This window comes from Polynucleobacter sphagniphilus (assembly GCF_029892205.1).
In the GTDB taxonomy this organism is placed as follows: domain Bacteria; phylum Pseudomonadota; class Gammaproteobacteria; order Burkholderiales; family Burkholderiaceae; genus Polynucleobacter; species Polynucleobacter sphagniphilus.
The window spans coordinates 152,044-166,923 of record NZ_JARXVX010000002.1 but is presented as its reverse complement, the minus strand read 5'-3'; the positions used below and the strand labels follow the sequence as shown (position 1 = coordinate 166,923).

Annotated in this window: 10 protein-coding genes, 1 tRNA gene and 1 pseudogene; 7 read left to right on the top strand and 5 right to left on the bottom strand. The window is 46.1% G+C overall.

Features of this window, described 5'->3' with window-relative positions; translation table 11 throughout:
* Positions 1-20: 20 nt before the first annotated feature.
* A pseudogene (locus M2125_RS05170) lies at positions 21-2,180 on the bottom strand (cyanophycin synthetase); the annotation flags it as partial.
* A gap of 196 nt (positions 2,181-2,376) precedes the next feature.
* Here M2125_RS05170 and M2125_RS05165 point away from each other — a divergent pair.
* From M2125_RS05165 to M2125_RS05155, 3 genes are all read left to right on the top strand, one after another.
* Positions 2,377-4,716: a cyanophycin metabolism-associated ABC transporter gene (locus tag M2125_RS05165; RefSeq protein ID WP_280742649.1), complete on the top strand. Its 2,340-nt coding sequence runs from the start codon at positions 2,377-2,379 to the stop codon at positions 4,714-4,716.
* Positions 4,713-5,174 carry a cyanophycin metabolism-associated DUF1854 family protein gene (locus M2125_RS05160; protein WP_076023585.1) on the top strand — a complete coding sequence of 154 codons (462 nt, stop codon included), beginning with the start codon at positions 4,713-4,715 and terminating at the stop codon, positions 5,172-5,174. The genes M2125_RS05165 and M2125_RS05160 overlap by 4 nt, the downstream gene beginning before the upstream one ends.
* Positions 5,175-5,185: 11 nt before the next feature.
* Positions 5,186-5,261: transfer RNA gene (locus tag M2125_RS05155), tRNA-Thr, on the top strand.
* A 14-nt stretch (positions 5,262-5,275) separates the two neighbouring features.
* On the opposite strand, the gene M2125_RS05150 is transcribed toward M2125_RS05155, so the two are convergent.
* Positions 5,276-6,664, bottom strand: coding sequence for a carbohydrate porin (locus tag M2125_RS05150; protein WP_280742648.1), 1,389 nt, complete (start codon positions 6,662-6,664; stop codon positions 5,276-5,278).
* Positions 6,665-7,320: 656 nt separating this feature from the next.
* Here M2125_RS05150 and oxlT point away from each other — a divergent pair.
* The 3 genes from oxlT to M2125_RS05135 all read left to right on the top strand — a co-directional run bounded on the left by oxlT (position 7,321) and on the right by M2125_RS05135 (position 10,109).
* Positions 7,321-8,544 (top strand): oxalate/formate MFS antiporter, encoded by a 1,224-nt coding sequence (gene oxlT / locus M2125_RS05145; protein WP_277541748.1) that lies wholly within the window; start codon positions 7,321-7,323, stop codon positions 8,542-8,544.
* 87 nt (positions 8,545-8,631) lie between these two features.
* A complete protein-coding gene (locus M2125_RS05140; RefSeq protein ID WP_076023594.1) occupies positions 8,632-8,994 on the top strand; it encodes a DUF2946 domain-containing protein in 363 nt (120 codons plus the stop codon).
* Positions 8,995-9,065: 71 nt separating this feature from the next.
* The gene (locus tag M2125_RS05135) at positions 9,066-10,109 is read left to right on the top strand and encodes a hypothetical protein (protein ID WP_083657515.1); all 1,044 of its coding nucleotides are present in this window, start codon (positions 9,066-9,068) and stop codon (positions 10,107-10,109) included.
* 3 nt (positions 10,110-10,112) lie between these two features.
* Here M2125_RS05135 and M2125_RS05130 read toward each other — a convergent pair whose 3' ends face one another.
* Positions 10,113-10,613, bottom strand: coding sequence for a peroxiredoxin family protein (locus tag M2125_RS05130; RefSeq protein WP_076023595.1), 501 nt, complete (start codon positions 10,611-10,613; stop codon positions 10,113-10,115).
* Between the two features lie 42 nt (positions 10,614-10,655).
* Here M2125_RS05130 and M2125_RS05125 point away from each other — a divergent pair, with 42 nt between their 5' ends.
* Positions 10,656-11,138: a copper chaperone PCu(A)C gene (locus M2125_RS05125; RefSeq protein WP_233126637.1), complete on the top strand. Its 483-nt coding sequence runs from the start codon at positions 10,656-10,658 to the stop codon at positions 11,136-11,138.
* 61 nt (positions 11,139-11,199) lie between these two features.
* Here the strand turns inward: M2125_RS05125 and M2125_RS05120 are convergent, their stop codons facing one another.
* Positions 11,200-14,187: an FAD-binding and (Fe-S)-binding domain-containing protein gene (locus M2125_RS05120; protein WP_076023596.1), complete on the bottom strand. Its 2,988-nt coding sequence runs from the start codon at positions 14,185-14,187 to the stop codon at positions 11,200-11,202.
* A 4-nt stretch (positions 14,188-14,191) separates the two neighbouring features.
* Positions 14,192-14,866 (bottom strand): GntR family transcriptional regulator, encoded by a 675-nt coding sequence (locus M2125_RS05115; RefSeq protein WP_280742646.1) that lies wholly within the window; start codon positions 14,864-14,866, stop codon positions 14,192-14,194.
* Between the last annotated feature and the right edge of the window lie 14 nt (positions 14,867-14,880).

Below are 14,880 nucleotides of genomic sequence, written 5' to 3'. Positions count from 1 at the left end.
TGAATGCTGGGATGCGAAACAAACGTTTCTGCACCAGCCTCTATAACGTTGAATGGGATATCTAGCGCCCAAGCTGCTGCCATTGCAGCAGCTAAATTGATGGCATTCCAAGGTGTACTTGCATTGGGTACTAGGTGTTTTGGCACAGGAATTGCTTTTTGGGTGTGCTTACCTAAGTTCAAGGCAATTTGCTGTTTGCCGGCAATCACGGCTCGCCCACCATTTTGAAGATGTACTTTTACAATTTCAGACTCGGGATCTTGGGTGAAATAAATCACTTCACCATCGGATAGTTCAGCCATTTTTGCCACCATTGGATCGTCGGCATTGAGCACTGCCACCCCTGTTGGTAGGACGACATCGACCTGGGTACGCACAACGCTAAACACCTGGTCTTCATCATAGATGGCATATTCAGGAAAATTGGCCTTGGGATCCACATTCAAAACCACGCCAACCTGACAACGATCGTAAGCCAAACCTTCAATCAGCATGGAGAGGTGATTATTTTCAATCACAGCGGCTTCAACAGAACGATTTAACAAGGTGCGACGCGCATTTTCCCAATTGGCGGCATCACTTTTTTGAATAGCGCGCTGCCCAAAGAAAAGACCTTTACTGCATGCAAGACCAACATATAGATTAGTCAGGCGTAAAAAGTGTGCAATCATTTCTGCAACAGAAGTTTTGCCGCGCTCACCACAGATACCAATTACTGGAATGCGACAATCACTTCCAGGCGGGAAGAGGTGATCGGCAATTTCTTTACCAACAGGCTGGGGTTTGCCGCTAGCAGGCTTTAGATGCATCAGTAATCCTGGGCCTGCATTCACTTCAACAATCGCCGCATTTTGTTCTTCGAGCGGCCTGCCAATATCTTGCGCTACTAAATCCACGCCAGCAATTTCTAAGCCAACCACGCGGGCTGCTAAAGCAACTTGTCGTGCAACTTCTGGATGTATCGCGTCTGTGACATCAAAGGCAACATTGCCATTGCTCTGAATCAAGACTTTTTGGTCAAGGCTGGGGATGCTATCGCCGGTTAATTGTTGGCGCGCCAATTCCAGTTCAACTGCCGAGTCAATTCGGACTGGATTGAGCGGATGTTCTTCGGCAGTGCCACGCCTAGGATCTGAATTGATTTGGGATTGAATCAGTTCACGAACAGTATGTTGGCCATCGCCGGTGACCCAAACCGTTTCACCTTTAGCGGCTGCTACTACTTTATTGCCTACAACGAGTAGGCGGTGCTCGTCGCCCAGAATATGGCGCTCCACCAATACTTCACTGCCTTCATCGATGGCAACGGCATACGCCGCTTGAATTTCTTGTTGGGTATACAGATTGATAAATACGCCACGACCATGGTTACCGTCGATTGGCTTGACCACCACCGGCAAGCCAATTTCTTGCGCGGCTTCCCAGGCGTCATCAGGGCTCGTTACTGTTCTGCCTTCTGGAGTAGGGACACCAGCACTCGATAAAAGACTTTTGGTTAAGTCTTTATCCCGGGAGATGGTTTCGGCAATAGCGCTTGTTTGGTCGGTCTCGGCGGTCCAAATGCGACGCTGCTTTGCACCATAACCTAGTTGTACAAGATTACCTTCAGACAGGCGAATAGATGGGATACCTCGTTCTTCGGCTGCGTTGACAATACAAGCGGTGCTAGGGCCTAGTAACAAGTCATCACCCAGTTCACGTAGATTTTCAATAATAGTTTGAACTTCTGCGACTGGATCTTTGGTGTCTTGGGCTAGCGCAAGATAAAGATCTCTTGCATATTTCAGGGCAGTGAGGGTGACCTCTTCATTAATCGCGCTCACCATGACTTTGTAGACTCCGCGGCGATCACCATCTCGCGCTTTGCCAAATCCACCTGGAATCCCTGCGAGATTTTGTAGCTCAAGGGTGAGGTGCTCCAAAATATGGGCAGGCCACGTGCCTTCTTCAACGCGCTTTAGAAATCCGCCGGCCTCACCATAGCTGCAGCGATGCTCCTGTAGGCTTGGTAGGGCCTTAATGAGACGCTCATAAAAGCCGGGAATGAGGTTGGATGGGTAATCTTCCAAATCCCCAATATCGAGCCAAACCTCAATAATGGGGTGGTAGGTCCACATATTCGGGCCGCGGAGATGCTTGACGCTCAAGATCTCAATGGTTTTATCTAGTAATTGGGGCATAAACGGCGATGCGGTGAGGGCCACTTAAAGAGGGGCTCTCGGACTATCTCTCTGTCTCTAGTTGTTATTGAAAATCCACAAATTTAGCAAAAATACATAAAAAGCCTTACTTTCGTAATTTAACGGCTTTCTGGCTCAAAAAGTTGACATTGTTAATAAATCGAAAAAACTAGCCTCAACTATACTTTTAGTATTAATGAAGCCAGAAATTACTCCCATCACTTCGCCACTGCCTGCTGATTGGCTAGATCTTTTAAGCTCGATACCATCCATAGCGCTTGACCCTGGGGCTTTGATTGCCTGGGTTGAGTTGGATTTAGATGATGACTTGCGCTTTAAGAAAAGCCTCCTTTTGCTGACCAAGCAAAGTCTTATTTGGACAAACGGCACGCTTCATGAAACTTGGCCGATTCAAGTGGAAGCTCACCTTTCCCATGGGGATCATGCTGGCGTAGGGCATTTGAAGCTGGAGTTGACTAATAAATTATTACGTATTTGGTATTTCACGCTGGCGGTCAATCCTCAAATTCTGCGTTTGCAATCGGCCTATAGGCAATTAGCAGCCGGAAGCGAGCCCAATCAGGGTGCCCCGGAGGCGAATGAGTACGATAAGCAGGTCTGCCCGGTTTGCCTGAATGCAAAGCCAGCCAACTCGGATGCATGCTCGACCTGTGAGCCCGAGGATGACAAACCACCATCCACTTGGACCTTGTTTAAGTTATGGCGTTTTGCACGTCCATACAAAAAGCAGTTGCTCTTGGGTTTTATTCTTACACTGCTCTCCACTGGGGCGACTCTAATACCGCCTTACCTCACGATGCCTTTAATGGATCATGTCTTGATTCCTTATGAGCGTGGCAACCCCATTGATTTCCATTTGGCTAGCCTCTATTTGTTGGCCTTATTTGGCGCATCTCTTGTTGCATGGGGCTTAGGTTGGTGGAAGACTTACCTTTTGGCTTTGGTGAGCGAGCGGATTGGTGCAGATTTGCGTAACACCACCTTTGAGCATTTACTCAAGCTATCTTTGGAGTACTTCGGGGGCAAGAGGACGGGGGACTTGATTGCACGGATCGGCGCAGAAACCGATCGTATATGTGTGTTTCTCTCTCTCTACGCTTTGGACTTCGCCACAGATGTGTTGATGATCACCATGACGGCAGCCATTCTGGTGTCTATTGATCCCTTGCTTGCTTTGGTTACCTTGGCTCCATTGCCTTTTATTGTCTGGATGATCCACATCGTCCGTGACAAGCTGCGCTTCGGTTTTGAGAAGATCGATCGTATTTGGTCAGAGGTCACCAATATCTTGGCTGATACTATTCCCGGAATTCGGGTGGTGAAGGCCTTTGCTCAGGAAGATCGAGAGCTGAAGCGTTTTGTCGATTCCAATAAGCACAATCTACAAATTAATGACCGCGTGAACCGCGTGTGGGGATTGTTCTCGCCAACTGTCACGCTACTGACTGAAACTGGTTTATTGGTGGTGTGGGGCTTTGGCATTTGGCAGGTTGCTCACCGTCACATTACGGTGGGCGTATTAATTGCTTTCTTAGCTTATATCGGCCGCTTTTATATTCGCCTTGACTCAATGAGTCGGATTGTTTCGCATACGCAAAAAGCGGCAGCAGGGGCGAAACGTATTTTTGATATTTTGGATCACGTATCGAGTGTGCCCGAGCCTATCAACCCAGCGCCCTTAGGTGAGGTTAAAGGGCGTATCTCATTGCGCGGTGTGGGTTTCCGATACGGTAATCGCGCGGTTTCAAAAGGGATTGATTTAGATATTGCCCCTGGTGAAATGATTGGTTTGGTTGGGCATAGTGGATCGGGCAAGAGCACTTTAGTTAATTTAATCTGTCGCTTTTATGATGTGAGTTCTGGCGCTATTTGTTTGGATGATCGAGATATTCGTAGTATCGGAATTGCTGATTACCGCAAACGAATTGGCCTTGTATTGCAAGAACCCTTTTTATTCTTTGGAACGATTGCTGAGAATATTGCCTATGGCAAACCCAGCGCGACTCGCGAAGAAATCATCGAGGCTGCTCGTGCTGCCCATGCCCATGAATTTATTTTGCGCCTGCCTTTGGGTTACGACTCATTAGTAGGTGAGCGTGGCCAATCACTCTCTGGTGGTGAGCGTCAGCGCATCTCCATTGCCAGGGCTCTGCTGATCAATCCAAGTATTTTGATTTTGGATGAAGCAACTTCCTCGGTGGATACAACTACTGAGAAAGAAATTCAGCGAGCTTTAGATAATTTGGTTAAAGGCCGAACAACTATTGCGATTGCCCATCGTTTATCTACTTTGCGCAAAGCCGATCGCCTAGTGGTTTTAGATAAAGGTGAGATTGTCGAGATAGGCTCGCATGATGAGTTAATGGAAGCCAAGGGCGCTTATTACGCACTCTATCAAGCCCAGCTCAGGCATGCTGCAGAATTGGTTGAGGGTGGCGCTATTGGTGAAAGTCTGGAAGAGCATGGTGAAGAAGCTTTAGAGGTGATTGCCAAAGAGACTGGGGGTGGGGTGTGAGTCAGCGACTAGAACGCGATACCTTGGGACGCCTAGTATTTAAGGATCCCAATGGCAAGATGCATACTGGTGTTTATCCAGTGAGAGCATTTCCTATTACAGCCCCTGCGGCAGGTTTGTCGATCATGGATCAATCGGGTAAAGAGTTATGGTGGTATGCATCCATTGCCGCTATTCCAGAGTCTGAGCTCGCTCTGATTGAAGAAGAAATGACAGCGCGTGAATTTATGCCAGTCATTGAAAAAATTATCCAAGTCTCCACTTTTGCTACTCCAAGTATTTGGGATATTGAGACTGATAAAGGACCAACTCGGATTCGCTTAAAAGGTGAAGAAGATATTCGTCGTATTGCGGGCAACACACTCTTAATTGCCGACTCCAATGGCCTGCAGTTCCTCATTAAAGATTCAACAGCGCTAGATAAAAACAGCAAAAAATTACTCGATCGCTTCCGCTAAAATAAATGAGCGCCGCTTTAGCTCAGTTGGTAGAGCAGTTCATTCGTAATGAAAAGGTCGCCAGTTCGATTCCGGCAAGCGGCACCAACGCTACTTGTTTTTTAGATTTCGATATGTGCGCGTAAGCCATAAAAATTGACTGGCCCACGCGCAGAGTTATAGGCTGGATTGGTAATGTGTTGGTAGTCGGCTGAAATATAAAGGTTTTTATAAACCTGCGCGCTGTAGTAAGTTTCAATAACTTGTTCTCTTTTATAGCTTAATGCGCTATCACCGATAAACATCGTATAGCCACCTTGCTGAAGATAGCTAATTTCTGAAGCTGAGATTCCATTGATTGCATATCCAAGCCCAATAGTGTCATTTGGCCTGCTCCAGTTGCTACCCTTCAGAGTTGTACCAAAAGATAGGGAGCTGCTGACATCAAGAGTTTGTGTTTCTGTTTGACCATTATTCCAACTCCATCTGGCAAACAATCCCAAATCTTCGTTGACGGCTTGTTCGATATTTAAGCCATAACCCCACATGTTTTGCTCACTAAATCGAGCCGTGAGAATATTGGGAGTGAGGCCTAGCTGATAACCCTGGTTAATCGCGTTTTGATAGCTTGCCATGAATGCGCGTTGTTGAAAGAACAGGCCTCTTACTGCGCCAGGTTGACCCCAGAGTTTATGTTGATGTGTTAGTTCAACCTGATTGGTGTAGTCTTGAGTAAGGGAGTAATTGAGTTCCATGGTATTGGGAGTGGTTGGGACTGCAAGGCGGGCTGCCCTTAGGGTCCAATCTCCCTGGTACCATTCTCCAACGACACCATATGTAAAGCCTTTGGCATCGGCTGCATATCCATAGGCAGCCATCGAAAATAAAGCAAAATTCTGAAATTGCGTTCTTGGATCGTGACTGTATTTATTTTGGTCAAAGAAATCCAATGAAGCAAATTTTCCATAAGAAACCACAAGACGATTTGAATCTACTGGGCCAGCCAATTGGTTTGGCCCATCTTCAATATGCTCTCGTTCGCCACCTAGACCAATTGTTTGTCGAATAAATGCTCGTGCACTGTAATAGGTGGGTGGAATATACGAACCCTTTTGTAATTCACCATTCTGAAAAGCACCCAATCCAACTAGTGATCCACCAAAAGGGGTGCCTTCAAACATTTCGGGGTTGTAATAAAACTCGCCGCCTTCCCAGAGTCTTCCGCCTAAAAAAGCAGTTGCACTCCATGTGAAGCTGTCATTGCCACTACCTTCGGTCTTATTTAAGAGGCTATTTTGGCCATAGTAGGGTGAGTTGAAGTTATTTTTCTGCCCAATGATGTAGGTTGACTGCGCATGAATGCTCCATTGCTCAGGTGGATCATCGACTGGATTGAATTGGGCTAATACAGTTGGGCTGGAGCGAACTGGTGCTTCAGCCAAGAGCGTTAGTGGATTGACCTGATTGGATTGCGAGTGAACCAAGGTGGGTGCAAGTAAAGACAAAGTCATGCCGATCGACTGCAGTCTTATGTTGCCTAGGATTCGACGCGCCAACATCACTCTGACAAAGCCTTAATCTAAATGAGAATGATTGCTATTATACGTACTAAATAGTAATCATTCTCATTTAAATACAGAATTCACCGGGTATTTACGAGAAAATGGTTATTAAACCCCTGATATCGAATCTTATTAGGGTTATACTCTAGGTACTAACCCTTAAGGAGATTCAAATGACTCAGTTATTGAATATGTTTAACCAGATTTTTTCTGACAGCAAAGTAGCCAAGGCGAAACAAGCGCGTCATTATGATTTTGATGGCGCATATCGCGGCATGTAATCCGTAACACGGCTTTAAAAAAAGAACCGCCTTCGGGCGGTTTTTCTTTGCCCACTTTTAGGGGGGCATTTAGGGTAAGCACGAGTTGGTAGGGTGAAATATCCAGGCTCAAAGCTATTACTATCGATCTTTATTAGTGCTTGATAGCATCTGCACTCAAGGGTTATCACTAGTAATGCAATTAATCAATTCTTGATGTCTATCAAGATGTTAATCGCCAGAATATTCAAAAATCACGCATGCCATTTTTATGGCGATCAATGAATATAAAAGAAGAAATTGAGGAGACACCAAATCGTGACTAAACCTTGGCATAACCGTTGGATGCAATTGATTTTCGGAATCATTTGTATGGGCTTGGTTGCTAACTTGCAATATGCGTGGACATTGTTTGTAAACCCGATTCAAGTGAAAACTGGCTGGGCTTTATCGGCTATTCAACTTTCTTTCTCCATTTTTATTGTGGTGGAAACTTGGTTGGTGCCCGTTGAAGGTTGGATGGTTGATAAGTTTGGCCCACGCTTCGTGATTTTGATTGGTGCTGTATTTGCAGCAGCGGGTTGGGTTATTGATAGCTATGCCACTTCTATTGAAATGCTCTATGTGGCCGCAGTGATTGCTGGTATTGGCGCAGGCTGCGTTTACGGCACTTGCGTTGGTAATGCCTTGAAGTGGTTCCCAGATAAGCGTGGCTTGGCTGCCGGCCTCACGGCTGCAGGCTTTGGTGCAGGCGCTGCCATTACCGTGATTCCAATTGGCAATATGATTTTGAGTGCTGGCTACGAGCAGGCTTTCTTATTCTTTGGGCTTGCACAAGGCGGTTTAATTTTCTTGTTGGCTTTATTGATGGTCAAACCAACCCCTCCAGTAGGGGTGCAGGCTGCTCCGCGGATTGTTACAACTAAGGTGGATTACACATCGGGTCAGATGATTCGCAAACCTTTGTTCTGGTTGATCTACGCGATTTTTGTAGTGGTAGCTGCTGGCGGCTTGATGGTGACTGCGCAAATTGGCCCAATTGCTAAAGACTACGGCTTAGCTACTCTGCCAATGTCTTTCTTTGGCGCAACTTTGCCCCTCCTAACAATGACTCTGTCTATTGATAACCTATGTAATGGCTTTACTCGTCCATTGTGCGGCTTTATTTCTGATCGCTTCGGTCGTGAAAACACCATGTTCTTTGTATTTGCCGGCGAAGGTCTAGCCATGTTGGGCTTAATGCACTTTGGCCGTGACCCAATTGCCTTCATGACTTTTGCTGCACTCATTTTCTTGTTCTGGGGTGAGATTTTCTCGATCTTCCCAGCAATCTGCGCTGATACATTTGGGGTCAAAAATGCCGCAAGTAATGCGGGCACCTTGTATACCGCCAAGGGTACAGCATCATTGTTAGTGCCGCTAGCCTCGGTACTGTCGGCTGGTGGTAACTGGAGCTTTGTGCTGGTTGCTGGCGCCATTGTGACCGTGACCGCGGCATTTAGCGCTAAATTTATCTTGGCACCGTATCGTAAGCGTTTTATTGAAAGCGCTAACCGAAACGCTGCTTAAGCAAGGCGCATAAGCAAGCAAAAGGGGTCCTTGGACCCCTTTTTCTATTGCAAAGTGACAAGGCAATTCAGATAAAATAGCCCCAATATGAAATTAAGGAATCGCAAACTCATTCACTGGATCGCAGCAGCTTCGATCGTAATGAGTGCGCTCGCGCCAGTGGTTTCTCAAGCAATTTCCGCTGGGCAGGGCATCTCTATGGAGATTTGTTCTGTTGATGGCACAAAGATGATTCAGTTGCAGCAGGATGGCTCCCCGCAAATGGATCAACATAGCCAGACTTGCCCCTACTGCATTACACATGCGAGCATTCCACCGGCATTTAATACCAATCTGAAATTTGCAGCACCGCATTCATTTGCCTTGCTTCCCCTGCTTTACTATCAATCTCCTCAACCACTCTTTACTTGGTTCACGCCGCCTTCGGCAGCGCCACCAGCAAGCACCTAATCAATCGCTATTAGGGCATAGCCTCGCTATGTATTTGGCAAGTAATTGCCGCTGTTTTGTTGGATCTACAAATGAAATTGAATAAATTAGCCTTAGCCGCAGCTTTGGCGCTGCCAGCATCTTCAGTCTTGGCTTGTGCCAGTTGTGGGTGTAGTTTGAATACCGATATCGGAACACAAGGTATGGGTATGTCGGGTGGATGGACTTTAGATGTGCGTTATGACACCTTAAATCAAAATAAACTGTGGGCTGGCACCAAAAGCATTTCTCAGAATGGTGTTAACGCTGCTAGTCCGAGTGCTGAGGTGGAAAACTTTACCCAAAATAATTACCTCACAGCATCCTTAGATTACAACGATGGTGAAAAGTGGGGCGTAACAACGATATTGCCCTACATCATGAGAACCCACAGCACTTTTGGATCTGATGATGGTATTTCAGGCCCTACTAACGCTAGTAATCCCTCATCTAATGCTTACTTGTCTCAAGCCTCAGGTATTGGCGATATGAAAATTATTGGCCGTTATTTTGGATTTGCCGAAGAGAAAGATTGGGGTTTCCAGTTTGGTGTGAAGTTACCAACCGGTAATAACTCGCAAACGGTAGTCAATAACGGCGGATCACTGCAAGGTGTTGATCCAGGGCTGCAATTGGGTACTGGATCAACCGATGTGATTATTGGCGCTTATAAATTTGGCTTCATACCCGCGACAGAAGATTGGGGGTACTTCGCCAATATTCAATATCAAGCTACCGTCAAGCCGACAGATGTTCCCGTCACAATTGCCACACTCAATGCGCAGAATGGTGTGGGCTCCTCTTATCGCCCGGGTAATGCTGCCAACTTAAATCTGGGTGTGAACTACCAAGGTTTTGAAAAGTTGGTACCAACCCTGCAGTTGAATATGCTTAATAAGAAAGTAGATAGTGGAACAGCAGCCGATACCTTGTCTACGGGGGGCGTATTGGCTTACATCACTCCAGGTGCTCTGTATAACGTGACAGATACAACGCAGTTATATGTGAACGTGCAACTACCTATTTATCAAAATGTAAATGGTTTTCAGTTGGTACCTAGCTTTGTTGCGTCAGTAGGTATGAGGGTGCATTTCTAGGGCTTACTTGGAGAGTAATGGTGTAACGACTTCATCAAGGACTTTGTTGTCTAAAGTGGGGTCACCAGTTAAACCATTCTTTCTGAGAAAGCCTTGTTTATCGATCACGAAGGTGCTCGGGATGCGCCAGATTCTGCCGTAGCCCGAGTAATTCATTTGTTTTTTCTCCGCAAAGAGGAAGTTGTAGCCATGCATCATATGCTTGGCTTGCTCTAATTCAGAGGGTTTGTCCATGCTAATTGCAAGCACCTCTAATCCTTTGGATTTATTTTTTTCAAGGTAAGCTTCCATGAGTGGCATTTCTTCTTGGCAGGGCTCACACCAACTTGCCCAAAAGTGCACCAAAACCACTTTACCTTTATTGGCTTCAAGCGAGAAGGGCTTGCCATTCATGAGCGTACCTTCTATATTGGGTGCAGCTTGCCCAACTTGCAGTTCTGCAAATGCCTTGCTACAGCAGCAGGCTAAGAGCAAGAGAAAAAGAATGGCGCGGTATTTAGGCATTACAAGTAGTATTTCATTAATTTCAAACACAAGGGAATGGTAATGATAAAGAAAAATTGGATGGGCACTATGAGTCGCCTCATTTTGTGCGTAGCAGCTGGAGTAAGCCTGAGCGGAGGAGCCCATGCTCAGGATGCTAAAGCGGGCAATATTCAAATTACCAATGCTTATACACGCGCAACCGTTCCCGGTCAGCAGGTAGCGGGTGGATTTATGAAGATTGAAAATGCCGGCGCAGCTGATCAATTACTTTCAGTAAGCTCACCAGTTGCTGGTGAGGTTCAACTGCATGAAATGGCGATGGATGGCACAGTGATGAAAATGCGTCAGGTTAAAGATATTGCAGTGCCTGCCAATGGTTCGGTTGAGCTAAAGCCAGGTGGTTTGCATTTAATGTTTATGAACATTAAAGCCCCACTTTCTGCAGGTGAAACAGTTCCAGTCAAACTCAAGTTTGCTAAAGCGGGTGAAGTGGAATTGAAAATGCCCGTCAATGCCATGGGCGGTAGCATGCATATGCATTGATTCTCAAATGAAGAATGCTTGAAATTCAAAGCCCCTCCAATGAGGGGCTTTCTTTTGCTACTTAGGCTAAATGCATCTCCAAGATTTGCGCAAGATGTAAAGCTTGTCTTGAGGCGCCATCTTTAATTTGATGTCTACAGCTCGAGCCATCTGCAACTAGTAAGGCGTCCGGCGCCTTTTCAATGGCGGGCAGTAATTGCAGTCCCGCCATTTGCATCGACACATCCATGTGTTCACTCTCATAACCAAAACTTCCTGCCATTCCACAGCAAGATGTTTCTATGAGTTCGGGCTTGGCATTCGGAATCAGTTTGAGTAAATCCATCATGGGTTTGACAACATCAAATGACTTTTGATGGCAGTGGCCATGGATCAGAATGGGTTTGTTTGCAGGTTTGAGGTTTGGATTAAAGCGACCCGCTTTATTTTCTTGAGCCAGGAACTCTTCAAAGGTAAAGCTATTCTTGGCTAATAGGGATGCCTTATCACCTAGATCCATCACCAAAAATTCATCACGCAAACTCAAGATGCAAGAAGGTTCTAGCCCAATAATCGGAATTTGTTTATCGGCGAAGGGGTAAAGCGCATTTACAAGCTCGCGTGCAGATTCTTTAGCGCGATCTATCATGCCAGTTGCTAAATAGGTTCTGCCACAACAAAAATGGCCTTGTTCTTTTCTAGGGATGTATACGGTGTAGCCCGCTGCTTCTAATACGCGTACTGCCGAGTAAATATTTTCTGATTCAAAGGCACCATTAAAGGTATCGGCCCAAAGTACGACTGGCTTATTGGCATTGTTAAAGCTATGCAGGTCCACATGACCAAGATTGGATTGCCAAACAGTGTCCGTTCTCCAGGCTGGGAGACTACGTTTGGCGCTAATGCCGGTGAACTTTTCTAATACCTGAGCAAGTGCCTGTGAGTGATTGCGCAAATTAAATAAACCAGTCAAAACAGATGATTTAGAAATCACATGCAAATAGCTGGGTAAATACCCAATGAGCTTGTCGCGCAGAGTAAAACCATGTTTGCTTTTGTAATGGCTTAAAAACTCAATTTTCATTTTTGCCATATCAACGCCAGTGGGGCACTCGCGTTTGCAGCCCTTACAACTAACGCATAAATCCATTACCTCTTTGACGGCATCTCCTGTAAATGCATCAGGACCGAGTTGATTGCTCAGGGCTAGGCGCAATGTATTGGCGCGACCCCGCGTGACATGTTTTTCATCGCGTGTTACACGGTAACTTGGGCACATCGTACCCGCATCAAATTTGCGGCAATGACCATTGTTGTTGCACATCTCCGCGGCTTTAGCAAAACCCTCCGCTGCATCTTTTCCGGTTCCAGGTGCCGAGGTCTCTTCGGTAACCGCATTATTTTGAACATTCCATGCAGACCAATTGAGATTAGTCTTGAGCGGTGTCACTTTGTAATTGGGTGGAAAGCGAAAGAGGGTGCTGTCATCCATCTTTGGTGTGTTGACGATCTTTCCAGGATTAAATAGATTACCTGGATCAAAGGCATGTTTGATTTCTTTCAAGGCTTCATTGATCTTGGGCCCAAATTGCCACTGAATCCATTCGCCGCGGCAGATACCATCGCCATGCTCGCCACTGAATGCACCTTTATATTTGCGTACCAACTCTGAGGCTTCCTGAGCGATTTCACGCATCTTGCTAGCGCCATCGCGACGCATATCTAGAATAGGGCGGACATGCAGGGTGCCAACTGAAGCATGGGCGTACCAGGTGCCGCGTGTTTGGTGTTTGGCAAAGACTTCTGTAAGCGACTGGGTGTATTGCGCTAGGTGCTCTAAGGGAACGGCGCAATCTTCAATAAAGCTGACTGGTTTGCCATCACCTTTGAGGCTCATCATGATATTCAGGCCAGCCTTGCGCACCTCCCATAGATTCTTCTGGGCGCTGGGGTCTAGCATTTCTACTACTGAGCCAGGTAAGCCCAAATCAGCCATGAGCTCACCTAATTCTTTTACTTTTTTCTCCAGAGGAGCTAATTCATCACCTGAGAACTCTACCAGCAAGATGGCTTCTGGTGATTTTCCGCCCTGATCGATGAGCGCGGTTTCAATCGTTGATTTAAATGCAGGATTACTGCGGGAGAGATCGAGCATAGTGCGATCCACTAACTCAACTGCACTTGGTCCCAGCTTGACGATATGCTGGGCCGAGTCCATGGCTTTATAAAAACTCGTAAAGTTCACTACACCCAGTGTTTTATGTTTTGGTAGTGGGGCTAGCTGAAGTTTGAGCTTATTGAAGTAGGCGAGCGTACCCTCGCTACCAACTAGCAAATGGGAGAGATTGACCTTGCCATCATTGGTATAGGGGCGCTCACTTTGATTATTAAAGATATCGAGGTTATATCCAGCAACCCTGCGCATGACTTTTGGCCACATTGCTTCAATTTCAGCTTGATGCTGTACTGCTAAAGACTGAACAAATTGGCCCAGCTCCAATGCCTTTCCTTTGGCATCTTGCATTAAGCCAAATTGGGTTAATTGCCCATCTGCCAGCCACGCATCGATTCCTAAGACGTTATGCACCATGTTGCCGTAAGCAATCGAGCGGCTGCCGCAAGAGTTATTGCCTGCCATGCCACCAATCGTTGCCTGCCCTGCAGTAGAAACATCTACCGGAAACCAAATTTGATGTTTTTTCAATTGGGCATTCAGGGTATCGAGCACCATGCCTGGTTCCACTTCAATGCTTAACTTTTCTAAATCTAGATTTTGACTATTTCTAAAGTATTTAGAGTTATCTATTACTAGAGCTGCACCAGTCGTTTGACCGCATTGGCTGGTGCCTCCACCTCTCGGCAAAATCGGCACACCCATCTCTCTAGCAATTTCAATCGCGGCGGCAATATCTGCAGCGGTTTTGGGGACAAAGACAGCCAAGGGCATCGTTTGATAAATCGATGCATCGGTGGCGTAACGTCCTAAATCGGCACGGTCAATCATGACCTCACCGCTGGTTTGCTTTTTAAGACGTTCGGCTAAGAAGTGGATTTCACTTGGCTTATTCATAGAATTATTTATTTAATGATTGAGGTTCTAATAAATTCAAAATGGCATTTTTTTTGTTCTCAAGATGCTGCATCAGGACCTTACGCATTCTTTGGCCATCAGCCGCCTTGAGTGCAGCAACCATTTCTTCATGCTCTAAAACAGCTTCATCCCACTTCGCTTGATCTTGGTTTGATCTAAAACGCAGAGCTTGTAGGCGGGCATTGACTTGAGCATAGGTATTGGCCAGTACTGGATTACCGGCCGCCAAATTAATGTGTTGATGGATTTGAGAGTTGAGTTTGTAGTAGCCCGACAAATCCTTGCGACTGTGGCAAGCTAGCATTTCATATTGAAGTGCCTCGATTTCACTTAAGGCTTCTTTGCTAATTCTTTTGGCAGCCAATTCACCTGAAAATCCCTCAAGCTCAGCCATCAACTCAAAAGAATGCAGTACATCTTCTTTTTTCAGTTGCAGTGCAATAGCGCCGCGATTGTTGATGAGTTCAACCAGGCCATCAGCAGCCAAGCGCCGAATGGCCTCTCGAATTGGGGTGCGTGAAACCGACAGGGTTTCTGCCAGTGCTCTTTCGTTTAATTTGCTTCCAGGTGCAATCTCACCCTCCACAATCATGGCCTTGAGCTGCAAGAAGGTTTGTTCATGCAGGTTAGGGGGTGTGCTTATTTGACTCAAAATCATGGTTTTAAGCTAAA

Bases quoted from the DNA above. Each gene is read 5' to 3' on its own strand.
- M2125_RS05135 (WP_083657515.1), top strand. From the start codon at position 9,066: ATGAAATTGAATAAATTAGCCTTAGCCGCAGCTTTGGCGCTGCCAGCA.
- M2125_RS05115 (WP_280742646.1), bottom strand. From the start codon at position 14,866: ATGATTTTGAGTCAAATAAGCACACCCCCTAACCTGCATGAACAAACC.
- M2125_RS05120 (WP_076023596.1), bottom strand. From the start codon at position 14,187: ATGAATAAGCCAAGTGAAATCCACTTCTTAGCCGAACGTCTTAAAAAG.
- M2125_RS05140 (WP_076023594.1), top strand. From the start codon at position 8,632: ATGAAATTAAGGAATCGCAAACTCATTCACTGGATCGCAGCAGCTTCG.
- oxlT (WP_277541748.1), top strand. From the start codon at position 7,321: ATGCAATTGATTTTCGGAATCATTTGTATGGGCTTGGTTGCTAACTTG.
- M2125_RS05130 (WP_076023595.1), bottom strand. From the start codon at position 10,613: ATGCCTAAATACCGCGCCATTCTTTTTCTCTTGCTCTTAGCCTGCTGC.
- M2125_RS05150 (WP_280742648.1), bottom strand. From the start codon at position 6,664: ATGACTTTGTCTTTACTTGCACCCACCTTGGTTCACTCGCAATCCAAT.
- M2125_RS05165 (WP_280742649.1), top strand. From the start codon at position 2,377: ATGAAGCCAGAAATTACTCCCATCACTTCGCCACTGCCTGCTGATTGG.
- M2125_RS05125 (WP_233126637.1), top strand. From the start codon at position 10,656: ATGATAAAGAAAAATTGGATGGGCACTATGAGTCGCCTCATTTTGTGC.